23 protein-coding genes, 4 tRNA genes and 3 rRNA genes are annotated in these 21,862 nt (G+C 44.2%); 8 read left to right on the top strand and 22 right to left on the bottom strand.

Features of this window, described 5'->3' with window-relative positions:
* Positions 1–18: 18 nt before the first annotated feature.
* From tsaB to MHB67_RS02850, 10 genes are all read right to left on the bottom strand, one after another.
* The gene (gene tsaB / locus MHB67_RS02895) at positions 19–708 is read right to left on the bottom strand and encodes a tRNA (adenosine(37)-N6)-threonylcarbamoyltransferase complex dimerization subunit type 1 TsaB (RefSeq protein ID WP_151040341.1); all 690 of its coding nucleotides are present in this window, start codon (positions 706–708) and stop codon (positions 19–21) included.
* Positions 689–1,165 carry a tRNA (adenosine(37)-N6)-threonylcarbamoyltransferase complex ATPase subunit type 1 TsaE gene (gene tsaE, locus MHB67_RS02890; protein ID WP_034622161.1) on the bottom strand — a complete coding sequence of 159 codons (477 nt, stop codon included), beginning with the start codon at positions 1,163–1,165 and terminating at the stop codon, positions 689–691. Before tsaE ends, tsaB begins: the two co-directional genes overlap by 20 nt.
* A gap of 13 nt (positions 1,166–1,178) precedes the next feature.
* Complete coding sequence (gene thiL, locus MHB67_RS02885) at positions 1,179–2,156, bottom strand: thiamine-phosphate kinase (protein WP_133744795.1); 978 nt, start codon at positions 2,154–2,156, stop codon at positions 1,179–1,181.
* A 272-nt stretch (positions 2,157–2,428) separates the two neighbouring features.
* Positions 2,429–2,505: transfer RNA gene (locus MHB67_RS02880), tRNA-Asp, on the bottom strand.
* Between the two features lie 4 nt (positions 2,506–2,509).
* Positions 2,510–2,586 (bottom strand) — tRNA-Met (locus MHB67_RS02875).
* 18 nt (positions 2,587–2,604) lie between these two features.
* A 5S ribosomal RNA gene (gene rrf / locus MHB67_RS02870) occupies positions 2,605–2,720 on the bottom strand.
* A gap of 61 nt (positions 2,721–2,781) precedes the next feature.
* Positions 2,782–5,712: ribosomal RNA gene (locus MHB67_RS02865) — 23S ribosomal RNA — on the bottom strand.
* Between the two features lie 182 nt (positions 5,713–5,894).
* A 16S ribosomal RNA gene (locus tag MHB67_RS02860) occupies positions 5,895–7,443 on the bottom strand.
* Together the 16S, 23S and 5S rRNA genes with 4 tRNA genes alongside form the textbook arrangement of a ribosomal RNA operon.
* 133 nt (positions 7,444–7,576) lie before the next feature.
* A tRNA-Gly gene (locus MHB67_RS02855) sits at positions 7,577–7,650 on the bottom strand.
* A gap of 11 nt (positions 7,651–7,661) precedes the next feature.
* A tRNA-Arg gene (locus tag MHB67_RS02850) sits at positions 7,662–7,738 on the bottom strand.
* Between the two features lie 369 nt (positions 7,739–8,107).
* Here MHB67_RS02850 and gltP point away from each other — a divergent pair.
* Positions 8,108–9,358, top strand: coding sequence for a glutamate-aspartate/proton symporter GltP (gene gltP / locus MHB67_RS02845; protein ID WP_133744981.1), 1,251 nt, complete (start codon positions 8,108–8,110; stop codon positions 9,356–9,358).
* A 35-nt stretch (positions 9,359–9,393) separates the two neighbouring features.
* Here gltP and MHB67_RS02840 read toward each other — a convergent pair whose 3' ends face one another.
* Both MHB67_RS02840 and MHB67_RS02835 read right to left on the bottom strand, forming a co-directional pair.
* Positions 9,394–10,413: a S66 peptidase family protein gene (locus MHB67_RS02840; RefSeq protein WP_342492769.1), complete on the bottom strand. Its 1,020-nt coding sequence runs from the start codon at positions 10,411–10,413 to the stop codon at positions 9,394–9,396.
* A 76-nt stretch (positions 10,414–10,489) separates the two neighbouring features.
* Positions 10,490–11,365: a DMT family transporter gene (locus MHB67_RS02835; RefSeq protein ID WP_024425435.1), complete on the bottom strand. Its 876-nt coding sequence runs from the start codon at positions 11,363–11,365 to the stop codon at positions 10,490–10,492.
* Positions 11,366–11,662: 297 nt separating this feature from the next.
* Between MHB67_RS02835 and MHB67_RS02830 the strand changes: the two genes are divergently transcribed.
* On the top strand, positions 11,663–12,388 hold the full coding sequence (locus tag MHB67_RS02830; protein ID WP_024427788.1) for an AzlC family ABC transporter permease: 726 nt from the start codon (positions 11,663–11,665) through the stop codon (positions 12,386–12,388).
* On the top strand, positions 12,385–12,711 hold the full coding sequence (locus MHB67_RS02825; protein WP_075610950.1) for an AzlD domain-containing protein: 327 nt from the start codon (positions 12,385–12,387) through the stop codon (positions 12,709–12,711). The genes MHB67_RS02830 and MHB67_RS02825 overlap by 4 nt, the downstream gene beginning before the upstream one ends.
* A gap of 36 nt (positions 12,712–12,747) precedes the next feature.
* Here the strand turns inward: MHB67_RS02825 and MHB67_RS02820 are convergent, their stop codons facing one another.
* Together MHB67_RS02820 and MHB67_RS02815 are read right to left on the bottom strand one after the other, a co-directional pair.
* On the bottom strand, positions 12,748–13,410 hold the full coding sequence (locus MHB67_RS02820) for an O-methyltransferase (protein WP_342492768.1): 663 nt from the start codon (positions 13,408–13,410) through the stop codon (positions 12,748–12,750).
* 148 nt (positions 13,411–13,558) lie between these two features.
* Positions 13,559–13,744 (bottom strand): CsbD family protein, encoded by a 186-nt coding sequence (locus MHB67_RS02815; protein ID WP_024427790.1) that lies wholly within the window; start codon positions 13,742–13,744, stop codon positions 13,559–13,561.
* Between the two features lie 126 nt (positions 13,745–13,870).
* On the opposite strand from MHB67_RS02815, the gene MHB67_RS02810 reads away from it, so the two are divergent.
* Positions 13,871–14,422, top strand: coding sequence for a GNAT family N-acetyltransferase (locus MHB67_RS02810; protein WP_342492767.1), 552 nt, complete (start codon positions 13,871–13,873; stop codon positions 14,420–14,422).
* 4 nt (positions 14,423–14,426) lie between these two features.
* On the opposite strand, the gene MHB67_RS02805 is transcribed toward MHB67_RS02810, so the two are convergent.
* Complete coding sequence (locus tag MHB67_RS02805; RefSeq protein ID WP_234107604.1) at positions 14,427–15,014, bottom strand: LysE family transporter; 588 nt, start codon at positions 15,012–15,014, stop codon at positions 14,427–14,429.
* 110 nt (positions 15,015–15,124) lie between these two features.
* On the opposite strand from MHB67_RS02805, the gene MHB67_RS02800 reads away from it, so the two are divergent.
* Positions 15,125–15,688: an XRE family transcriptional regulator gene (locus tag MHB67_RS02800; RefSeq protein ID WP_024425428.1), complete on the top strand. Its 564-nt coding sequence runs from the start codon at positions 15,125–15,127 to the stop codon at positions 15,686–15,688.
* 32 nt (positions 15,689–15,720) lie between these two features.
* On the opposite strand, the gene MHB67_RS02795 is transcribed toward MHB67_RS02800, so the two are convergent.
* From MHB67_RS02795 to MHB67_RS02770, 6 genes are all read right to left on the bottom strand, one after another.
* Positions 15,721–16,014, bottom strand: a complete 294-nt coding sequence (locus MHB67_RS02795; RefSeq protein ID WP_270125915.1) for a hypothetical protein — start codon at positions 16,012–16,014, stop codon at positions 15,721–15,723.
* Positions 16,015–16,364: 350 nt separating this feature from the next.
* Complete coding sequence (locus MHB67_RS02790) at positions 16,365–17,417, bottom strand: LLM class flavin-dependent oxidoreductase (RefSeq protein WP_024425426.1); 1,053 nt, start codon at positions 17,415–17,417, stop codon at positions 16,365–16,367.
* Positions 17,418–17,434: 17 nt separating this feature from the next.
* Positions 17,435–18,058 (bottom strand): nitroreductase family protein, encoded by a 624-nt coding sequence (locus MHB67_RS02785; protein WP_283859901.1) that lies wholly within the window; start codon positions 18,056–18,058, stop codon positions 17,435–17,437.
* Positions 18,042–18,515: a MarR family transcriptional regulator gene (locus tag MHB67_RS02780; RefSeq protein ID WP_041116800.1), complete on the bottom strand. Its 474-nt coding sequence runs from the start codon at positions 18,513–18,515 to the stop codon at positions 18,042–18,044. Before MHB67_RS02780 ends, MHB67_RS02785 begins: the two co-directional genes overlap by 17 nt.
* A gap of 108 nt (positions 18,516–18,623) precedes the next feature.
* Positions 18,624–19,166, bottom strand: coding sequence for a dihydrofolate reductase family protein (locus MHB67_RS02775; protein ID WP_024427796.1), 543 nt, complete (start codon positions 19,164–19,166; stop codon positions 18,624–18,626).
* A 77-nt stretch (positions 19,167–19,243) separates the two neighbouring features.
* Positions 19,244–19,795, bottom strand: a complete 552-nt coding sequence (locus MHB67_RS02770) for a TetR/AcrR family transcriptional regulator (protein ID WP_024425422.1) — start codon at positions 19,793–19,795, stop codon at positions 19,244–19,246.
* 149 nt (positions 19,796–19,944) lie between these two features.
* Here MHB67_RS02770 and MHB67_RS02765 point away from each other — a divergent pair, with 149 nt between their 5' ends.
* From MHB67_RS02765 to MHB67_RS02755, 3 genes are all read left to right on the top strand, one after another.
* Positions 19,945–20,568, top strand: a complete 624-nt coding sequence (locus tag MHB67_RS02765; RefSeq protein ID WP_073204022.1) for a GNAT family N-acetyltransferase — start codon at positions 19,945–19,947, stop codon at positions 20,566–20,568.
* Positions 20,569–20,636: 68 nt separating this feature from the next.
* Positions 20,637–21,032 (top strand): VOC family protein, encoded by a 396-nt coding sequence (locus MHB67_RS02760; protein ID WP_342492766.1) that lies wholly within the window; start codon positions 20,637–20,639, stop codon positions 21,030–21,032.
* Entirely contained in the window at positions 21,029–21,568 is a 540-nt protein-coding gene (locus MHB67_RS02755) for a GNAT family protein (protein WP_342492765.1), read from the top strand. Before MHB67_RS02760 ends, MHB67_RS02755 begins: the two co-directional genes overlap by 4 nt.
* Here the strand turns inward: MHB67_RS02755 and MHB67_RS02750 are convergent.
* Positions 21,565–21,834 (bottom strand): YesK-like family protein, encoded by a 270-nt coding sequence (locus tag MHB67_RS02750; protein WP_024425418.1) that lies wholly within the window; start codon positions 21,832–21,834, stop codon positions 21,565–21,567. The two genes, MHB67_RS02755 and MHB67_RS02750, sit on opposite strands and share 4 nt — an antisense overlap.
* Positions 21,835–21,862 lie beyond the last annotated feature (28 nt).

Raw genomic sequence — 21,862 nt, 5'->3', positions numbered from 1 at the left:
ATTTCTGCTATGTGAAGATTATTTTTGTCCTTCAAGCCATTTCACTTCCGCTTCTGCCAAACGAATATAGTTAGGAACAAGCTGATGGACATCTTCAGCAGGACGATCTGCGCCTAAAAATGCAAGCACTGAAGGTCTTGGGTTATGAAATGTTCCCTCTGCCAGTACAGCCGTTTCTCCTAAAATGGAGCGAATGCTCTCTTCATGAAGGTGCACATCTTGTCCAAGAAATAGAACAGGCTTTCCTGTCTGCTTCAGTTCATGAAGCCAATCCGTGAGCAGGATATTTTGATCTGATTCGACCTCTTTGATCAACCCTTTTTCAAACGTATATAGTCCGGTATAAACTTGTCCTCTTCTCGCATCAAATAGAGGTGAAATATACCCATCAAAATATTGACCATTTGCCGCAAGTGTTTCTAAACTCGAAACAGCCGATATCGGGATAGACAGCGTCCAAGAAAGTGTTTTTGCTATGGTGACCCCGATTCTGACGCCAGTGTAAGAACCAGGTCCTTTTGCCACAACGATTTTGCTTAGTTCGCTTGGTGATACACCACATTCTTTCATCAATGTTTCAACAGTGGGCATCGCTCGGACGGAATGGTTCTTTTTTAAGTATGTGATGCTCTCGCCAATTACAGTGAAATCTCTTACAAGAGCAATTCCTAGTGTATGGTTTGATGTATCAATGGCCAGTATGGTCAAATTTTTTCATCTCCTTACAAAGGGTCTCATAACGCTCCCCTTTTGCATCAAACGTGAGATGCCGTTCTTCTTCACGTTCTGTTCTCAGCATTTCAATTTTTAAATAGGAAGAAGGCAATTGAGGTTCAATAAGATGTGCCCATTCAACCAAGCATACACCTTCACCCTCAAAATATTCTTCGAGTCCGATCTCTTCTTCTGCATCTTCCATGCGGTACACGTCCATATGATATAGTGGCAGTCTGCCATCGGTATATTCTTTAATAATTGTAAAGGTGGGGCTGTTGACGATACGGGTAATTCCTAAGCCTTCCGCAAAACCTTTTGAAAAAGTGGTTTTACCTGCACCTAAATCTCCTTCTAATGTCAATACATCGCCTGGCATCACAAGTTTGGCCAATGCAGCGGCAATTCGTTTCGTCTCATCCGCACCTTTTGTCGTCCATGTTAATTTCACCGTTGATGTCACCTCATTTCTTAAAATGATTATATCCTTTTTTCATTAACATTGTTTGTTGATCATTGTCTTTTAACATAACACTGGCTGCTTGATTATCTTTGACTTGTCCAATACGTGTGATCTGAATGCCTTCTTTTTGACATTGCAATTCAAAGCTTTCCCAATCACATTCTGGTATCGTACCAGTTAAAACAAAATCTTCTCCCCCAAACAACACCCATTCAAGCCAGTCTTTGCACAGCACCTGTAAATCCGGATGAATTGGAAGCTTATCAGCTTCTATCTCGATCATCACACAGCTCGCTTCGGCTATCTCATTTAACTCACTCGCTAATCCATCACTCACATCATTCAAGGTAACACGCGGGAAACTTGAACAAATGTGTCCAGCAGCAATATGAGGCTGAGGCATTTTATGACGCTTAAGAAAAAAATCAGCATCGACCGCCTTAGAAGGGGCTGCTTCGTTCATTAAGATTGATAACCCAGCAGCTGATGAACCGAGTTCACCTGTGACAAAGACAACGTCTCCAGTCTGAGCACTGTGACGATAACAAGCTGTTCCCTTTGAAACCTCACCAATGACCGTCACGGTAATGACAAAGTCACTGCGGGTGGCCACTGTATCTCCACCAATCAAATCCATATGATAGGAGTCAGCCAACGCTTTCATTCCCTCATAAAGCTCCGTAACAATTGTCTCATCACCATGAGGCGGGATCGCAATTGAAACAAGATAATATTTTGGGGTCCCTCCCATTGCAGCGATGTCACTGACATTGACTGCCAGTGCTTTAAAGCCAACTTCAAATGGTGTTGAAAAGTCAAAACGAAAATGAACATGCTCCACCATTGTATCAACACAAACGACCTCTTCACAATGTGAATGAGGTTGATAAACACTTGCATCATCACCGATGCCCATGATCAAAGAGCGCTGATATGTATCTTTTGGTGTGATTCGGCGAATAAGATCAAATTCATCCATAAAAAGACAGCCCCTTCTTGCAATCAATTGGTTAAGTAGACATGAGGTCAAACACAGTTAGTATTAGTGTAGCGAATATAAGTCTCAGTTCCAACAAAAATGATATAAAGAAAGCCTGGTGTGTAAAAACCAGGCTGGGTTGAAGTAATCTATCTATTCTTTCATATAGTGTAGCCAAATACAAATCATTTCATTGCATCGTGAGTACTTGTAGAAAGAAAAAGACATAAAAAAAAACGAAACTATACGTTTTCGTTTACAAGTCATAAAAATGGCGGTCCGGACGGGACTCGAACCCGCGACCTCCTGCGTGACAGGCAGGCATTCTAACCAACTGAACTACCGGACCATTTTGGTTGCGGGGGCAGGATTTGAACCTGCGACCTTCGGGTTATGAGCCCGACGAGCTACCGAACTGCTCCACCCCGCGATGATATAAAGATAACAAGCTTGGCGGCGTCCTACTCTCACAGGGGGAAACCCCCAACTACCATCGGCGCTGAAGAGCTTAACTTCCGTGTTCGGTATGGGAACGGGTGTGACCTCTTCGCTATCGCCACCAAACCTGATGGAGAGAATGTTCTCTCAAAACTAGATAACAATGTTCATGCTTCACAATAGAATATAGGTTAAGTCCTCGATCTATTAGTATCTGTCAGCTCCACGTGTCACCACGCTTCCACCTCAGACCTATCAACCTGATCATCTTTCAGGGATCTTACTTCCTTGCGGAATGGGAAATCTCATCTTGAGGGGGGCTTCATGCTTAGATGCTTTCAGCACTTATCCCGTCCGCACATAGCTACCCAGCGATGCCCTTGGCAGAACAACTGGTACACCAGCGGTGCGTCCATCCCGGTCCTCTCGTACTAAGGACAGCTCCTCTCAAATTTCCTGCGCCCGCGACGGATAGGGACCGAACTGTCTCACGACGTTCTGAACCCAGCTCGCGTACCGCTTTAATGGGCGAACAGCCCAACCCTTGGGACCGACTACAGCCCCAGGATGCGATGAGCCGACATCGAGGTGCCAAACCTCCCCGTCGATGTGGACTCTTGGGGGAGATAAGCCTGTTATCCCCGGGGTAGCTTTTATCCGTTGAGCGATGGCCCTTCCATGCGGAACCACCGGATCACTAAGCCCGACTTTCGTCCCTGCTCGACTTGTAGGTCTCGCAGTCAAGCTCCCTTGTGCCTTTACACTCTGCGAATGATTTCCAACCATTCTGAGGGAACCTTTGGGCGCCTCCGTTACATTTTAGGAGGCGACCGCCCCAGTCAAACTGCCCACCTGACACTGTCTCCCTGCCCGATAAGGGCAGCGGGTTAGAAGGTCAATACAGCCAGGGTAGTATCCCACCGATGCCTCCACCGAAGCTAGCGCTCCGGTTTCCAAGGCTCCTACCTATCCTGTACAAGCTGTACCAACATTCAATATCAGGCTGCAGTAAAGCTCCACGGGGTCTTTCCGTCCTGTCGCGGGTAACCTGCATCTTCACAGGTACTATAATTTCACCGAGTCTCTCGTTGAGACAGTGCCCAGATCGTTGCGCCTTTCGTGCGGGTCGGAACTTACCCGACAAGGAATTTCGCTACCTTAGGACCGTTATAGTTACGGCCGCCGTTTACTGGGGCTTCAATTCGCACCTTCGCTTACGCTAAGCGCTCCTCTTAACCTTCCAGCACCGGGCAGGCGTCAGCCCCTATACTTCGCCTTACGGCTTCGCAGAGACCTGTGTTTTTGCTAAACAGTCGCCTGGGCCTATTCACTGCGGCTTCTCGGGGCTTTAACACCCTAAGAAGCACCCCTTCTCCCGAAGTTACGGGGTCATTTTGCCGAGTTCCTTAACGAGAGTTCTCTCGATCACCTTAGGATTCTCTCCTCGCCTACCTGTGTCGGTTTGCGGTACGGGCACCTCTCACCTCGCTAGAGGCTTTTCTTGGCAGTGTGGAATCAGGAACTTCGCTACTAAATTTCGCTCGCCATCACAGCTCAGCCTTCACGGGAAACGGATTTGCCTATTTCCCAGCCTAACTGCTTGGACGCGGATATCCAATACCGCGCTTACCCTATCCTCCTGCGTCCCCCCATTGCTCAAATGGTGAGGAGGTGGTACAGGAATATCAACCTGTTGTCCATCGCCTACGCCTTTCGGCCTCGGCTTAGGTCCCGACTAACCCTGAGCGGACGAGCCTTCCTCAGGAAACCTTAGGCATTCGGTGGACGGGATTCTCACCCGTCTTTCGCTACTCATACCGGCATTCTCACTTCTAAGCGCTCCACCAGTCCTTCCGGTCTGGCTTCACAGCCCTTAGAACGCTCTCCTACCACTGTTCGTAAGAACAGTCCGCAGCTTCGGTGATACGTTTAGCCCCGGTACATTTTCGGCGCAGAGTCACTCGACCAGTGAGCTATTACGCACTCTTTAAATGGTGGCTGCTTCTAAGCCAACATCCTGGTTGTCTAAGCAACTCCACATCCTTTTCCACTTAACGTATACTTTGGGACCTTAGCTGGCGGTCTGGGCTGTTTCCCTTTCGACTACGGATCTTATCACTCGCAGTCTGACTCCCAAGGATAAGTCATCGGCATTCGGAGTTTGACTGAATTCGGTAACCCGGTAGGGGCCCCTAGTCCAATCAGTGCTCTACCTCCGAGACTCTTACCTTGAGGCTAGCCCTAAAGCTATTTCGGAGAGAACCAGCTATCTCCAGGTTCGATTGGCATTTCACCCCTACCCACACCTCATCCCCGCACTTTTCAACGTGCGTGGGTTCGGGCCTCCATTCAGTGTTACCTGAACTTCACCCTGGACATGGGTAGATCACCTGGTTTCGGGTCTACGACCACGTACTCATGCGCCCTATTCAGACTCGCTTTCGCTGCGGCTCCGCATCTTCTGCTTAACCTTGCACGGGATCGTAACTCGCCGGTTCATTCTACAAAAGGCACGCCATCACCCGTTAACGGGCTCTGACTACTTGTAGGCACACGGTTTCAGGATCTATTTCACTCCCCTTCCGGGGTGCTTTTCACCTTTCCCTCACGGTACTGGTTCACTATCGGTCACTAGGGAGTATTTAGCCTTGGGAGATGGTCCTCCCGGATTCCGACGGAATTTCACGTGTTCCGCCGTACTCAGGATCCACTCTGGAGAGAATGACATTTCAGTTACAGGGCTGTTACCTTCTTTGGCGGGCCTTTCCAGACCTCTTCGCTTATATCATTCCTTTGTAACTCCGTATAGAGTGTCCTACAACCCCAAGAGGCAAGCCTCTTGGTTTGGGCTGTTCCCGTTTCGCTCGCCGCTACTCAGGGAATCGCATTTGCTTTCTCTTCCTCCGGGTACTTAGATGTTTCAGTTCCCCGGGTATGCCTTCTCATACTCTATGTATTCAAGTATGGATACTACTCCATTACGAGCAGTGGGTTTCCCCATTCGGAAATCTCCGGATCAAAGCTTGCTTACAGCTCCCCGAAGCATATCGGTGTTCGTCCCGTCCTTCATCGGCTCCTAGTGCCAAGGCATCCACCGTGCGCCCTTTCTAACTTAACCATTTCTTACTTTAGAAAGAATCACTATGTGTGATGAACTTTGCATTGCATTCAATGTGAATGTATTACTTATTGTTATCTAGTTTTCAAAGAACAATCCTGTCTCGCTAGAGACATGTTTTGAAGGAATGATCCTTCAAAACTAAACAAGACGAAAACGTACGCTGCTCCATATATCCTTAGAAAGGAGGTGATCCAGCCGCACCTTCCGATACGGCTACCTTGTTACGACTTCACCCCAATCATCTGCCCCACCTTCGGCGGCTGGCTCCATAAAGGTTACCTCACCGACTTCGGGTGTTGCAAACTCTCGTGGTGTGACGGGCGGTGTGTACAAGGCCCGGGAACGTATTCACCGCGGCATGCTGATCCGCGATTACTAGCGATTCCAGCTTCACGCAGTCGAGTTGCAGACTGCGATCCGAACTGAGAACAGATTTATGGGATTGGCTAAACCTTGCGGTCTTGCAGCCCTTTGTTCTGTCCATTGTAGCACGTGTGTAGCCCAGGTCATAAGGGGCATGATGATTTGACGTCATCCCCACCTTCCTCCGGTTTGTCACCGGCAGTCACCTTAGAGTGCCCAACTGAATGCTGGCAACTAAGATCAAGGGTTGCGCTCGTTGCGGGACTTAACCCAACATCTCACGACACGAGCTGACGACAACCATGCACCACCTGTCACTCTGTCCCCGAAGGGAAAGCCCTATCTCTAGGGTTGTCAGAGGATGTCAAGACCTGGTAAGGTTCTTCGCGTTGCTTCGAATTAAACCACATGCTCCACCGCTTGTGCGGGCCCCCGTCAATTCCTTTGAGTTTCAGTCTTGCGACCGTACTCCCCAGGCGGAGTGCTTAATGCGTTAGCTGCAGCACTAAGGGGCGGAAACCCCCTAACACTTAGCACTCATCGTTTACGGCGTGGACTACCAGGGTATCTAATCCTGTTCGCTCCCCACGCTTTCGCTCCTCAGCGTCAGTTACAGACCAGAGAGTCGCCTTCGCCACTGGTGTTCCTCCACATCTCTACGCATTTCACCGCTACACGTGGAATTCCACTCTCCTCTTCTGCACTCAAGTTTCCCAGTTTCCAATGACCCTCCCCGGTTGAGCCGGGGGCTTTCACATCAGACTTAAGAAACCGCCTGCGAGCCCTTTACGCCCAATAATTCCGGACAACGCTTGCCACCTACGTATTACCGCGGCTGCTGGCACGTAGTTAGCCGTGGCTTTCTGGTTAGGTACCGTCAAGGTGCGAGCAGTTACTCTCGCACTTGTTCTTCCCTAACAACAGAGCTTTACGATCCGAAAACCTTCATCACTCACGCGGCGTTGCTCCGTCAGACTTTCGTCCATTGCGGAAGATTCCCTACTGCTGCCTCCCGTAGGAGTCTGGGCCGTGTCTCAGTCCCAGTGTGGCCGATCACCCTCTCAGGTCGGCTACGCATCGTCGCCTTGGTGAGCCATTACCCCACCAACTAGCTAATGCGCCGCGGGTCCATCTGTAAGTGACAGCCGAAACCGTCTTTCATCCTTGAACCATGCGGTTCAAGGAACTATCCGGTATTAGCTCCGGTTTCCCGGAGTTATCCCAGTCTTACAGGCAGGTTACCCACGTGTTACTCACCCGTCCGCCGCTAACATCCGGGAGCAAGCTCCCTTCTGTCCGCTCGACTTGCATGTATTAGGCACGCCGCCAGCGTTCGTCCTGAGCCAGGATCAAACTCTCCGAAAAAGTACAAAACCGAAGTTTTGTTTTTCATCAGCGTTTGACTGACTACCTATGAAGTATCATAGGATTTTTTATAAAAACTCGAATTAACAGGTACGTTTTGTCTTGTTTAGTTTTCAAAGATCATGTTCAAAAATGGAGCGGGTGATGAGAATCGAACTCACGACATCAGCTTGGAAGGCTGAGGTTTTACCACTAAACTACACCCGCGTGGTTTGTATTGGCGCGCCCGAGAGGAGTCGAACCCCTAACCTTTTGATCCGTAGTCAAACGCTCTATCCAATTGAGCTACGGGCGCTTAATCAGGCGACTTAATTATCTTAACATATCGTTTTTCTTAAGTCAACATCTTTTTAAAATTTGTTTGCCGCATGTGTGTGAACGTCTGTGTTTCAAATACGTCATCAGCGACGAATAAAAATATACCATGAATCATATAAAAGGGTCAATACATTTTTCTAAAAAAGTTTCATGTTTTTTAAAATTGATTTTTTCTTAGATCAATAGACATGTAATAGCCCTATTTTCTTCTCTTTCTTCATAATTCCAATGATTCTTAAATAAAATCTTTCTAAATACAAAGGAGGACAAAACATGGCCACATAGAATTTTTATTTATTGGAAAATTCTTAATATTTTTCCAAGCATTTAAAGGAGGTAGGAGATGATGAAAAAGTTTATCGCTTTTCAAATCATGATCGCTTTGGTGATAGGAGCTCTTATCGGCCATTTCTTCCCTGACTTCGGAATGGGCCTCAGACCAATTGGAGATGGATTCATCAGGCTGATTAAAATGATCGTTGTTCCAATCGTGTTCTCTACCATTGTTATTGGTGCAGCCGGCAGCGGCGGCATGAAGAAAATGGGCAGCCTTGGATTAAAGACGATCATTTGGTTTGAGGTCATCACAACCATTGTTCTTGGGATCGGGCTATTATTGGCAAATGGGCTAAAGCCTGGCGTTGGCCTCGATTTCTCTAAATTAGCTAAGAAAGATATTGGGGAATTAGATGGTTATACGGAGAAGGTCGTTGACTTTAAACAAATGGTATTAGATATCATTCCAACCAATATCGTCGATGTTATGGCTCAGAATGATTTACTTGCTGTCATTTTCTTCGCCATCTTATTTGGTGTAGCGGCAAGCGGCATCGGTAAAGCTTCTGCTCCTGTTCTCACCTTCTTTGAATCAGTGGCACAAATTATGTTTAAGCTCACACAGATGGTGATGGTGACAGCACCTATTGGGGTTCTTGCATTAATGGCTGCTTCTGTCGGCCAATATGGCATTGTTTTATTAATCCCAATGATGAAGCTTGTCGGAACAGTATTTTTAGGATTATTCATTATTCTCTTTGCTTTATTCCCTCTGGTCGCACTGATCTTCCGTTTTAACTACTTCGAAGTATTAAAAATGATTTGGGATTTGTTCCTTGTTGCCTTCTCTACTACGAGTACTGAAACTGTCCTTCCTCAATTGATGGAACGAATGGAGAAATACGGGTGTCCAAAAAGAATCGTTTCTTTTGTCATTCCATCTGGTCTTTCTCTCAATTGTGACGGATCAAGTTTATATTTATCGGTTGCCTGCGTATTTCTTGCACAAGCGTTTGGTGTCGACATGAGTCTGTCACAGCAGCTTTTAATGATGCTTGTTCTTGTGTTAACGAGTAAAGGTATTGCAGCTGTGCCATCCGGTTCACTCGTTGTTCTTTTGGCTACCGCTCATGCAGTCGGTCTTCCCGCAGAAGGCGTTGCCATCATAGCCGGTGTTGACCGAATTATGGATATGGCACGAACAGGCGTGAATGTTCCAGGGCATGCCGTTGCATGTATTGTGGTATCTAAATGGGAAAAAGTATTCCGTGAGTCGGCGTGGGAAGTTCCAAAAGCAGGTGAAGAAACAAAAGGGATGTAATGTGATATGAAGGAAAGGGTTCGCCCTTTCCTTTTTTATGCTAAAAATGTTTGCTTTAGTACGGCTTTTCCTTGAGGATGCAGCTGTACTTCTGCATATGCCCCATTAATCAGCGTCATTTGCGGCGGGACATGCCCACAATCTATGTCGTAAAAAATGGGGATTTGTAATTCCTTTTGTAATTCTTCATATACATCCTGATACTGATACCCTTCAACAGGCACATTTACTGCACTACGCCCAAACATCATACCTGAACAGTGATCAAACCAACCTGCTAGTTTTAATTGAACAAGCGATCTCTTCACGCTTGCAGCATTTAATTCGCAGTTTTCGAAATACCAAAGAATTGGTTCATCTTTTATGAATGTTTTCTGAAAAGCTTTGACGTCCCCATAAGGTGTCCCTGCTAAATGACGTATGACATCAATGCAGCCACCCAGCAGTCTGCCCTTTACCATCTTTTCTTGTGGATCAACCGTATGCCATGCAGTAGGTTCTGTTAAATGAAAGACATGTTTAATCGGATCGTCACGCTGCCATTCCCTTTGATACATAGATGAAGAAAACTGGCTTATGTCCATTTCTTCTTTTGTTGAAAGTACTTCTTCCCACATAACAGTCATTTGATCAAGCTCTTCTCCCTGAAGATCGACTAAGTTCGGTCCATGCGCTGTGGCAATGCCTGTTTTTAATGTTAACGCCAGCAGAAGTGCACTCGTATCTGAGTAACCAAGAATCCACTTTTTTTTCATCGATGAGAAATCAAGGTGCTCTAATACTTCCAAAAGCAGCTGTCCTCCCCATGGCGGGATGATGTGATCAATCTCCTCACATGTCATCATGTACTGAAGTTCGTTTGCTCGTTCTATCGCAGGCGCAGATTTTGCCTTTTCCTGCTGCCAGACCGTCTCTCCACATATGACATCGTATCCTCTATGTTTCATTCGTTCACATGAAAGCTGAAACATGTCATGCAAAGATGGCTGTACACCTGAGGAAGGTGCTGTGACGCCAATTGTTTGTCCTTTTTGCAAATGCGGAAATTGTATCATTCTGCTTCCCCCCAACCTCTACTCTCTTCCCTATCCATTTTAAAGAAAATGCCCCTTTTATAAGGGACATCTCTTCTTATTCCTTTTGACGCAGTACAGTATAGACTCCTGCAAAGATACATAAAATCCCAATGAATGAGCGTATCCCCATCTCTTCACCTAAAAGCAGCCAGCCGAGAGCTGCCCCTACGATCGGTTGAAAGAAAAAGAACAGACCGCCGCTCGAGGCATCCATCAATTGAAGCCCTCTATTCCACAAAAAGAATGCTAGAGCTGTTGAGATGATGCCTAGATAGAGAATGCCGCCCCAAATCTCTGGCCTTGCCATCTGCTCCACATCTAGATGAGGTAAGCGAAATAAAACAGCTGGTGTTAAGACAATGAATGCAATGATGATCGCATATGTGGTCGTCACGACTTGAGGGTATTTTCCTGGAACTCGTTTCAGCAAAACAGACATCAGTGCCCAAGTTAAAGCAGCGAAAACTAATGAAAGACCGCCAACAAATTCATCTGAGTGCACTGCGACTGGTCCAATCATGAGCCATACACCTGCTGTAGCAAGCAGGATGGATGCGCACTTTCGAACAGTCATGGCTTCTTTTAATAGAAAGAACGCAAACAGCACCATAAAAGCAGGGGTCGCAGATGTAATCACAGCCCCCATTTGTGCCGACGTATACATGGTGCCAATTTCTTGGGTCACAATTGATAGGAAATTTCCGATCAATCCGATCATGACAACAAGCGGGATATCTTTTTTATCTAATCGAAAGGAATAGCCCAAGCGCCAAATGGTGCATACCAGCACGATTCCTGCTACAGCATATCTCATCCATACAAGCTCAAGCGGCGGAACCACCGCTACTGTTACTTTGACAACAACGTACATGCCGCCCCAAATACTTGCAGCGATTGCTAGGTAAAGGGCGCCTATATATTTTTCCTTCATCTTTTCCCCTCCGTTACTGGATATATTGATCGCCATATCCACAAACGGAGATCACTCTCCGTTATGGACGGAGGGTGTTTGGTACATCATGTTCAAATAAAGGCTTCCATAGCATTGTCGTCACCTCATTTATTTTTATTTTCAGACTACTTTATAACAAATTCTGGTTGACTTCAATCCTTTTTTGTCATCATTTTTCTTCATATAATAGAAGATAAACGGGTATTGACATGCTGAATTCGTTTTCATATAGTAAGTAAAACTATAGGTGGCCACGGAGAAAAGGAGTAGAGGACGTTGGATATTGAAGCGAGGAAACACATTCCCAGCACGGAACATGAACCGTTTCTCGAGGGAATAAAAGACTGTGTGCCAACCCTGCTCGGTTATATGAGTATTGGGTTTGCCTTCGGAATTGTTGGAATTAGCGCACAGTTAAGTATATGGGATATTGCGCTTTTATCAATTTTTATTTACGCAGGTGCTTCACAGTTTATTATCTGTGCACTGCTTGTGACAGGGAGTCCCCTTTCCGCTATTATTTTCACCACATTTATTGTCAATCTGCGGCATTTATTGCTCAGCCTGACGCTTGCTCCTCATTTCACACGCTACTCTGTGAAACAAAATATAGGATTCGGTCTATTGCTGACTGATGAATCCTTCGGTGTAGCGATAAATAAATTAGCGCAGCAAGGAAAGCTGAATAACAGGTGGATGCACGGACTGAACTTAACGGCGTATTTATGCTGGATTGCGGCCTGCATACTTGGCGGCATTTTTGGACATTGGATTTCAAATCCTGAAGCGCTTGGTCTTGATTTTGCTTTATCAGCGATGTTTGCTGCACTGTTAGTCCTTTCGTTACAGACAGTACCCAAAAATAAGTTAACTCATCGCCTGTCGCTTGTGTTGTATATGGTCATTGCTATGTTTGTTCTGCTTCATTTTGTTCCATCACATGTGGCTGTTCTCATAGCAACTGTACTTGTCGCAACTATTGGGGTGGTGACAGATAAATGATTAGCAGCTTTATGTTATGGCTCATTGTTGGTTGTATGATCGTCACCGTCATTCCGAGAGTCGTACCCTTTATATTTGTACGGAGTATTCAGCTGCCTGAAGTGGTGCTGAAATGGTTATCGTTTATTCCTATTTGTATCTTTACAGCTTTGATTGCAGAGCATCTCTTCATCCATACATCAACAGGCACAGGCGTCACCATTCACTGGATGTATCTTGCTGTCTTGACTCCTACTGTACTCATTGCTGTTTGGACAAAAAGCCTGTCACTTACTGTTCTTGTCGGCGTCATGCTGATGGGCACTGCTAGATGGTTTTTCTAAAAGAAAAAGCTTAACCACATGTGGTTAAGCTTTGTTTCATTTGACGATTCCGTATACAAATCCATCATAACCTTTTTCCCCAACAGTTTGAATCGCTGTTGCCTCTATTCTCGGTTCTTGTTTGAGTAAATCGAAAAATTCACGAGTTCCTTGTACTCGTTCATCCTCATCAGAGTCATGAAGGACTGCACCATTTCTGACGACATTGTCTGCAATAATGACTGTTCCTTTTTTCGAGAAATGTAACGCCCACTTCAGATATTTCGGATTGTTCGGTTTATCTGCATCAATGAAAATCAAATCGAATGGAAGCGCAGCCTTCTCTTTTAACTGAGATAACGTATCTAATGCCTTTCCTTCCAAAATGCTCACCCGTTCCGATAAGCCCGCTCTGCTGATGTTTTGCTGTGCGATCTGTACATGATGGCTGACAGCCTCTAATGTGATGAGTTCTCCATCCTCTTCAAGAGCACGCGCCAGCCAAATAGTACTGTATCCACCGAGTGTCCCGATTTCTAAAATGCGCTTTGCATTCTTCGTTTTTGCTAATAAATAAAGCATTTTCCCTTGGACTGGTGACACATCAATTTCTGGCAGACCCGCTTGCTTATTATGAGTAAGGGTTTGCTCCAATACGTCATCTTTAGGAATCAACTTGTCTGTGATATACTCGTCAACTTTTCCCCACACTTGCTCCATTTCATCCATCTCCCTTGATTATGTCTTCTCTCTCAAGTCTACATGATGATCGTGAGAGCGTATAATCAATTCTTTTCACACATCTATTCATTTTTTTGATGAAAGACACGTGATGAGGAATACATGAAGCAACGCACTGGTTTCGGTTCTACTCGTTCAGCTTATTTTTGACATCCCCTTTTTTATCTTGAAGCTTTCCTTTTGCTTGATCCTTTTTCCCTTCTGCTTTCAGGTTTTGATGATCGGTTGCTTCACCAAGCTTTTCTTTGACTTGACCTTTGACTTGATTTGTTTTTCCTTTCGCTTTATCCATATGTCCTTTTTCTTTACTCATTTGTTCCACCTCCACATTTGATACTATTCATTTAGCCTTTTTGAAAGATACAAAACATCTGAGTGTGCGATGTACACGTTTCAGGTATGATAGACATATTAGAAAGAAGGGTTGGTGTTCTATTTCATGATCATCTCTGAAAAAATATTCACAGTTCGTGGGTTGACCTATCATATTCGGTCCGCTTCAGCGGCTGATGCCAAGCAGTTATCATCTCTCAGACTGAAAATCGATGGTGAAACAGAATATTTAGACCGTGAACCAGGCGAAGCCTTTCTTGATGAAAAAGCATTTGAGGCTTTGATTCAAGAGGATAGCAAGCAAAGCCGGCATTTATTTTTGGTCGCTGCTATTGAAGGAAAAATTGTTGGTTTTTCAAGATGCGAGGGCCATTCACTCAAGCGCTCTGCTCACAAAGTGACATTTGGCGTCGCCATCCAGAAAGATGCTTGGGGCTATCACATCGGGAAAGAGCTTTTAGCTGCTTCAATCGACTGGGCAGATCAGCAGGGTATTCAGAAGATGTCACTTCAAGTGCTGGAAACGAACCAAAAAGCCATTCGGTTATATGAGAACCACGGCTTTTTGATTGAAGGCGTATTAAAAAACGATAAACGGCTGAGTGACGGATTATATTATGATACTGTTGTGATGGGCAGACAGCTGCCAAGCTCCTGACTACTTACATCACATAGCCCCATATCATCGAAATCGCACTGTATATCAGAAGCAGCCCCATCACATACTGGAACGGTTTTTCGTAAGCAGTCAAAAAACGCTTATACAAAGAGCCAAATAAGCTCCAGCTGAATGTACCGAGAAAGCCAATGAGTGCGAGAATCAGCGTCCATATGACATACTGCATATTAGATTGTCCATATGGCAAAACAAATGTTGAAATCACAGTCAATCCATACAAGATCGCTTTTGGGTTGATAAATTGCAGCATCATACCAGGGATAAAATGATTGTAGCGATCAAGTGTTTCGTCATTCCCGCCTTTACTTTTCATGATTTTGACCGCTAAATAAATCATGTATGCAGCTCCGATGAACGCCATGACCCAGCCTATTTTCGGCATCACTTGATAAAGAATGAGATTAAAGAAGCAGCTCAAACACAAAATGACGAGAAATCCGATACCTACACCTAAACAAAATCGAAATGTTTGCTTGACCCCATATTTATTCGTAAAGACCATGGCCATGATGTTGTTGGGCCCTGGGGTAAAGCTGCTAACAAAAGCATAAATCAACATGGATACAATCAAAATGCCGCCTCCCTTATACGTTATTTAGACTTTAATTACTTTATTGCGTATATTACGTTTTATTGTAACGTTCGGTCTTTATAAAGTAAATAGAGAAAGGAGCTTTTTTCATGGAAGACGTACAATCGATTATTTCGAAAAATGTGAGGCTTCTTAGAGATCAAAAAAAATTAAGCCTCGAAAAGATGGCAGAATTAACTGGTGTCAGCAAGACGATGATTGGACAAATTGAAAGAGGAGAATCGACCCCTACCATCACGACTTTGTGGAAAATCGCCAACGGATTAAAGGTATCTTTTAGTGAGCTCATTCACGCACCACAGCCTGAAATCAAGGTAGTACGCAAGGAAGATGCACAGGTTTTAACTGAAGATGATGGAAAATATCGTGTATACACGACTTTCCCTTTCGATGACCGGGGGAAATTTGAAATGTACCGAGTGGAAATTGATCGAGGCGGGTCGCTTCGTGCGAGTGAACACATTGGGGGAACAGAGGAATTGATCACTGTTTTTGAGGGAGTCCTTGATTTATCCATTGGTGATGAACAATACACCTTAAAAGCCGGAGACTCTATTCGTTTTAAAGCGGACCGGACGCACACGTATAAACAAACCGGAGAACAAATGGTACGGATGCAAATGATTCTTTATTATCCTCATGAAAAAAGCTGACAGGCTTGTCCACCTGTCAGCTTTACGTTTATTTAATTAAATGCCGGATCGCGTACCACTGTTCCAGTAAATGTGACTCTATATTTTCCTAATCCTAATTCTTCAATAGAGGTTTGTTTTAAAATCCCTACCCAGCCATCCTCTGCATATACAATACTTTCTGGGATGTTTGATGTCGTATATGTTCTTGTTACTGAAACAGTTCGACTGGCCTGAGCCGTTACTTCACTGTTTGTTTGCTCCTTTGCTTCCACTGGAGCAGTTGTGACCCCAGCACCCGTTAAGACAATTACTCCAACCAAAACAGAAGACATGACCTTTTTCACAAAAAAATCCCTCCCTTTTTTGTTGAACGTATAAACTATACCATAATTTAGAACTTTTGTAAGTTTATTTTTTCATTTTTTTGAAAATTATGATATCATTGTCTTATGCTGGATAGAGTGCGTTACATACTTCTATGCATTTATCCTCATCTCAATCTAGTGAAACAATTGTGAACGGAGGTGTTTTCATGAAAAAATGGCTCATCTGTTTTCAACTTGTTTTCCTCTTCTCCTTGGCAATCACACCATTTGCTTCTGCTGCCAAATGCCCTACAGTAAAACCATGTATCACTGATCCTTAAGCATAAGAAAAGGCCGATCAAGCCTATTCTCTTGATCGGCCTTTTTATTTATTTTTGCTCTGCTTCCCAGCGGGCAACTTCTTCTCTTACTTTAGGAGCCACTTCTTTTCCAAATAGCTCAATGGCTTTCAGCACTTGATCATGCGGCATTGAACCAACCGGTACATGAAGCATAAAACGTGTGATGCCTACATTTTTTCTAAGGTGAATGACTTTCTCTGCCACGGTATCTGGATCTCCTACATACAGCGCCCCTTCTAAAGTTCTCGCTGCGTCAAACGTAGAACGAGTATAAGGTCCCCAGCCTCGCTCTCTCGCTAATGTGTTCATCACATGCTGTGTGGATGGGAAAAATTGATCTGCTGCCAGGTCTGTTTCTGCCGCAACAAATCCATGAGAATGTGATGCTACAGTTAATTTTTCAGGATCATGTCCAGCGTGCACTGCCGCTTGCTTGTACAGCTGAACGAGCGGTGCGAACTGTCTAGGACTTCCGCCAATGATGGCAAGTACAAGGGGTAACCCTAGTAATCCAGCACGTACGACCGATTCACGGTTTCCTCCACTGCCGATCCAGATTGGAAGCGGATCTTGAACAGGTCTTGGGTACACCCCAACATCCTGAATGGATGGGCGATGCTTTCCGCTCCATGTTACACGCTCTGACTGCTGTAATTTCAGCAGCAAATCAAGCTTTTCTTCAAATAATTCTTCATAGTCGTCCAGGTCATAGCCAAAGAGCGGGAATGATTCAATAAATGAACCACGGCCTGCCATAATTTCTGCACGTCCGTTTGATAGTCCGTCTAAGGTTGCAAAATCCTGAAATACACGAACAGGATCTGCTGATGAAAGGACTGTCACTGCACTTGTCAGACGAATATTTTTTGTTTGTGTGGCTGCAGCCGCTAAGACGACTGCTGGATTCGATGCGGCGAAATCCTCACGGTGATGCTCACCTACGCCAAATACATCGAGACCGACTTGATCTGCTAAAATAATTTCTTCTACTACTTCTCGAATACGCTGTGCGTGACTGACTGTTTTTCCTGTCTGAAAATCAGGTGTTGTTTCGACAAATGTACTAATTCCTAGTTCCATGATTGGAACCCCCTATCTTATAAATATGTCACAAATTCAGAAACTGGCTTTCTGTAGCCTCTCGCTTGTCTGCTCTCTACTTTTTCTTTTCCAAGTGTAATCATTAACACAGGAACCAAATCTGATTGAATGTTTAATACCTTTTTCAATGCTTCGGGATCAAAACCGATCATCGGGCAAGTATCCCAGCCTTTATTTTTAGCCGCAAGCATAAACAGCATGGCAGATAAGGAAGCATTGCGGATCGCCTCTTCCTTCTGGAAATCTGCTCCTCTCTGCTCATAAAAATTCACGGTCTCTCTGACCATTTCTTCATATTGCTGCGTATTTAAAATGCCTAGCATTTTCAGGCCTTCATATATGTTCCCTGCGTGCTCATAAGCATTTGGATCTCCGAGTACGATGATCGCTGCTGAAGCAGAGTGCACTTTATATTGTCCAAATGCCGCTTCTCTTACTTGTTCTTTCAGCTCTTCTGTTTGGACGACAACATATTGTGTATGCTGTAAGTTAAAAGCAGATGGTGCCAACTTGACCTCTTCAAATATGCTGTTAAGCTCTTGTCTCGAAATCGAGATATTTGGCAAAAAATTTGATGCAGATCGTCTTTCACGTACCAATGTATCAAAGCTGAGTGTCATCTTGTTTCCCCTTTTCGCGAAGTTGTTTTGCACCTAAACCGATTTTTTTTAGTAATTCAATGAGCTGCTCTTTTTCTTCTTTTTCAATAAAGGCTAGATTTTGCGAAATGACCTCTGTGTGTTTAGGGAAAATATCGTCAAACAATTGCTTCCCTTTTTCCGTCAGCCGTACATGAAATACCCGCTTATCTGAAGGCGCACATTGCCTTTTCACCAGTTCTTGTTTTTCTAGTTTGTTCACGACATATGTCATGCTTCCACTTGGGATTGAGAGGATATCGCTAATTTTTTGAACAGGCTGAGGCCCTTTACTGTAGAGCAATTCAAGGATCTGAAAGTTTTCAAATCCGATATCATAACGTTCAATGTCTTTTTGGATATTTGTAAAAAGGGCTTGATAGGCTTTCATCCACACGCGGAATAGCCTTAAATCTAATTCATGATCATGCTGCACCATGGCAACTACTCCTTTTTCAAGAAATCCTAAAACTAGGATAAATTTATCCTAACACTAGGATATTTTCTTGTCAACGAGTTTATTTCATAAAAAAAAGACCACCTTGGTTCAGTGATCCTCTTCTTTTAAGATAAAATGCATTTCAGCAATTTGTTTATATTGATTTACTTCCTGTAATGAAAACTTGGATTCAAGATCCGCCGGCGAAAAGAGAGGAATTCCTCTTCCAATGATGACAGGTACGATTTGAAGAAAAAGCTCATCAACCAATCTTTCTTTTATGAAAGATTGAAGCAGTCCCCCGCCGCCGACAATCCAAATATTCCGACCTGTTTCATTCTTTAATTTTTTCACAAATGATAAGACATCTTCGCGAATGATATGGGTTCCTTCCAGACTGTCTTGTAACGTACGTGACATGATATAACATGTCTTTCCTTCATAAGGAAACTCATCTGGTGACAGCTGAAGCACTTGTTCATATGTATTGCGCCCCATGATCAGCGTATCGACTGACGCATAAAAGGTGTCGTAGCTCGTTTCTTCTTCGCCCTCTGTCCCTATCAGCCAATCGAGCCGGTGATCCTCTCTCGCTAAATATCCATCGATACTCATCGCCCCATAAAAAAGCAGCTTCCTTTTCTCACTCACTCCCACCACTCCCTTACTTCAAATAAGAACATATATTCTATTTTATCAAAAAGGAAAGACAAAGGCTACATAACTTTTTACGATTCCTGTTCCACCTTGAGAAGAAGTTCGTATAATTTATGCGCGAGCTTGCCGGCATCAATGGTCATTTCTTCGTGAATCCATTCCTCGAGTACACCCACGACACCAGACACGACAAAAGAGGCCTCTATTTGCTCATTCTCTGTAATCGGCCGCTGATCAAGCTGCCACTCTTTCATGATTTTTTCTTTGAAAAATGCTTTGAATTGGTTTGTCGTTGGACCATTTGGTTTTACAAATAACGTCAACATATATTGATTCTCTTTCAAATACTCCGTCGTTTTGTTTAAAAAGGAAAGCATATCAAGAGGGTCCTGACTTGGAAAGGTTTCATCATATAACCCCCCGAGCTGATCGAATAGTTCTTTCTCAAGCTGTTCATATAAATCAAACACATCTTGATAGTGCAAATAAAAGGTTCCCCTGCCTAAATCCGCTTTCCTTGATAGCTCTGATACCGTAATCTGCTGCACTTCCTTTTCCTTTAACAGCTCAAGGAAGCTTTCCCGAATGGCTCTTTTTGTTTTGATTGTTCGTCTGTCCTTCATGACATCCCCTCCATTGTTGAACAATCAGGCGCCAAATGTCTATTTATGAACAGGATCTCATCCATTGCCGATGTTCGATTGGTTTACTTCTTATTATACTCAACACATGTTCAATAATCTATATGTGTTCAGTAAAGGAGGACCATTATATGTTTCATTTTAGACTTGCTAGAGAGGATGAACTGCCTCAAGTGGCAGAGTTGTTAGATGATTCGTTTCAGGACTATTCATTTTTTGACCTATTATGTGAAAAGGTCTCAAACCGGTCTGCTTTCGCTCGTCAGCTGCATTTGGTCAATACAAAGGTGTATTTTCAGCATCAAATCTGTTTGGTCGGGGTTGAAAACGAGAACATTGTGTCTGCTGCCCTTTTAAAGCATCCGCGTCTTCCTGAACCAAGCGTCATGGATTATGTGTTATCAGGTGGGTTAAAGCTGCTCTTCATTGGCGGTATATCGGCGGTTCAGCATGTGTTCCGTGTGTTAAAGGAGGCCAAAAAAGCATGTTCTTCCTTAAAGCAGCCTTACTGGTATTTAGAAGCACTTGTCGTGGCAAAAGACCAGCAAGGAAAAAAACTCGGAAGCCGCATGTTAAAGCAATGCCTTTTTCCCTTTATCGCCCGGCAAGGCGGCGGACTGTTCACACTGATGACGCACAACGAGGCCAATCGTCATTTCTACCGAAAAAATGGCTGGATGGAGTTTGATGAAAGGGTACTGCGCGGAAAGGAAATGTCCTTGGAAAGCTGGAGCTATAAAACCGTGATTAAATAAGGTATCCTCTTCAGGTGATGATATAATAGAGTCAGTTCAATCAATGATCATACTTGGAGGAGAGACTGATGATACGACGACTTGATCATATCGTGTTGACTGTACAACATATGGAGGACACCATTCGCTTTTATACGAACGTATTAGGAATGAAGGAAGAAACTTTTGGTGAAGGCCGTAAAGCGCTTCGTTTTGGTTTACAGAAGATCAACCTTCATGAAGCTGGTCATGAATTTGAGCCAAAAGCGGCTCATCCTCTTCCTGGATCTCATGATTTGTGCTTTATCACCGATTTAGACATGGACAGTTTGCTGCTTCACCTCCGGAAGCAAGTGGTCCCGATTGAAGAGGGACCGGTCAGACGCACCGGTACATTAGGTCCCATTGAATCTGTTTATATCCGTGATCCTGATCTGAATTTAGTTGAAATCTCTCGATATATAGAGGAGGGTGATCCGTCATGACTCGTATATTTTTGAGACCGATTGAAGAGCAAGATTATCCTGGTATTCAAAGAGGGTGTCAGCATGCAGAAACACTTCATATGACTGGTACACGAAAAACGTTCACACTAGAAGAAATTCGCTCCGCCTATACTCGCTTTTTGCAGGATGACAGCAGACGAGATTTCGCCATTTGTCTACTAGACACGAAAGAGATGATTGGAGATGCGGCGATTGTGGACATTGATCCAATCAATCATACGGCAAGCTTCCGCATTGCGCTTCACGGGCCAGAGTATTTTCAAAAAGGCTATGGCACTGAAGCTGTTCGGATGGTTCAAGCATTTGCCTTTGACACATTAGAACTCAACCGTCTAGAGCTTGAAGTCTTTTCCCACAATCCAAGAGCCTTTCGAAGCTATGAGAAAGCCGGATTTCAATATGAAGGAAAAAGACGCCAAGCGCTCTATTTCAACGGTACATACTCAGATGTCATCATCATGGGCATCCTTCGTGAAGAATATAAAAACATGATGAATACAGATGCTCCTGCTTAAGAAGGGTCATCTTTTTTAAAAAATTGAATCCCAGTGACGATGATTAAACAAATGATGGAAGAGAGAACGATAGAGATACTCGCTAGACTAAGCACCATGCCTTCCCATCTGCCAATAAAAAAACTAACAATCAATAAAACCAAACCAAATAAAATCAAGCATATTGGGACAATGAACCCCGCATGGCGCTGCCGGCGTCTTTTCCCTGCCCACCATGAGAGACACAAGACAACGATCGTAAAAAAGGCGGTTTGCAGCCAGAACATGTGATATCAACTCCTAACCCATAACAAT

Source organism: Bacillus sp. FSL H8-0516, assembly GCF_038635285.1.
Classification (GTDB): Bacteria; Bacillota; Bacilli; order Bacillales; family Bacillaceae; genus Bacillus; species Bacillus safensis.
The sequence above is the reverse complement of the archived record's forward strand: the minus strand, read 5'-3'. Positions and strand labels throughout refer to the sequence as shown.

Excerpts from the sequence above, each read along its gene's own strand:
- thiL (WP_133744795.1), bottom strand. The coding sequence starts at position 2,156 with ATGGATGAATTTGATCTTATTCGCCGAATCACACCAAAAGATACATAT.
- gltP (WP_133744981.1), top strand. The coding sequence starts at position 8,108 with ATGAAAAAGTTTATCGCTTTTCAAATCATGATCGCTTTGGTGATAGGA.
- MHB67_RS02840 (WP_342492769.1), bottom strand. The coding sequence starts at position 10,413 with ATGATACAATTTCCGCATTTGCAAAAAGGACAAACAATTGGCGTCACA.
- MHB67_RS02835 (WP_024425435.1), bottom strand. The coding sequence starts at position 11,365 with ATGAAGGAAAAATATATAGGCGCCCTTTACCTAGCAATCGCTGCAAGT.
- MHB67_RS02825 (WP_075610950.1), top strand. The coding sequence starts at position 12,385 with ATGATTAGCAGCTTTATGTTATGGCTCATTGTTGGTTGTATGATCGTC.
- MHB67_RS02820 (WP_342492768.1), bottom strand. The coding sequence starts at position 13,410 with ATGGAGCAAGTGTGGGGAAAAGTTGACGAGTATATCACAGACAAGTTG.
- MHB67_RS02815 (WP_024427790.1), bottom strand. The coding sequence starts at position 13,744 with ATGAGTAAAGAAAAAGGACATATGGATAAAGCGAAAGGAAAAACAAAT.
- MHB67_RS02810 (WP_342492767.1), top strand. The coding sequence starts at position 13,871 with ATGATCATCTCTGAAAAAATATTCACAGTTCGTGGGTTGACCTATCAT.
- MHB67_RS02800 (WP_024425428.1), top strand. The coding sequence starts at position 15,125 with ATGGAAGACGTACAATCGATTATTTCGAAAAATGTGAGGCTTCTTAGA.
- MHB67_RS02790 (WP_024425426.1), bottom strand. The coding sequence starts at position 17,417 with ATGGAACTAGGAATTAGTACATTTGTCGAAACAACACCTGATTTTCAG.
- MHB67_RS02785 (WP_283859901.1), bottom strand. The coding sequence starts at position 18,058 with ATGACACTCAGCTTTGATACATTGGTACGTGAAAGACGATCTGCATCA.
- MHB67_RS02780 (WP_041116800.1), bottom strand. The coding sequence starts at position 18,515 with ATGGTGCAGCATGATCATGAATTAGATTTAAGGCTATTCCGCGTGTGG.
- MHB67_RS02770 (WP_024425422.1), bottom strand. The coding sequence starts at position 19,795 with ATGAAGGACAGACGAACAATCAAAACAAAAAGAGCCATTCGGGAAAGC.
- MHB67_RS02765 (WP_073204022.1), top strand. The coding sequence starts at position 19,945 with ATGTTTCATTTTAGACTTGCTAGAGAGGATGAACTGCCTCAAGTGGCA.
- MHB67_RS02760 (WP_342492766.1), top strand. The coding sequence starts at position 20,637 with ATGATACGACGACTTGATCATATCGTGTTGACTGTACAACATATGGAG.
- MHB67_RS02755 (WP_342492765.1), top strand. The coding sequence starts at position 21,029 with ATGACTCGTATATTTTTGAGACCGATTGAAGAGCAAGATTATCCTGGT.
- MHB67_RS02750 (WP_024425418.1), bottom strand. The coding sequence starts at position 21,834 with ATGTTCTGGCTGCAAACCGCCTTTTTTACGATCGTTGTCTTGTGTCTC.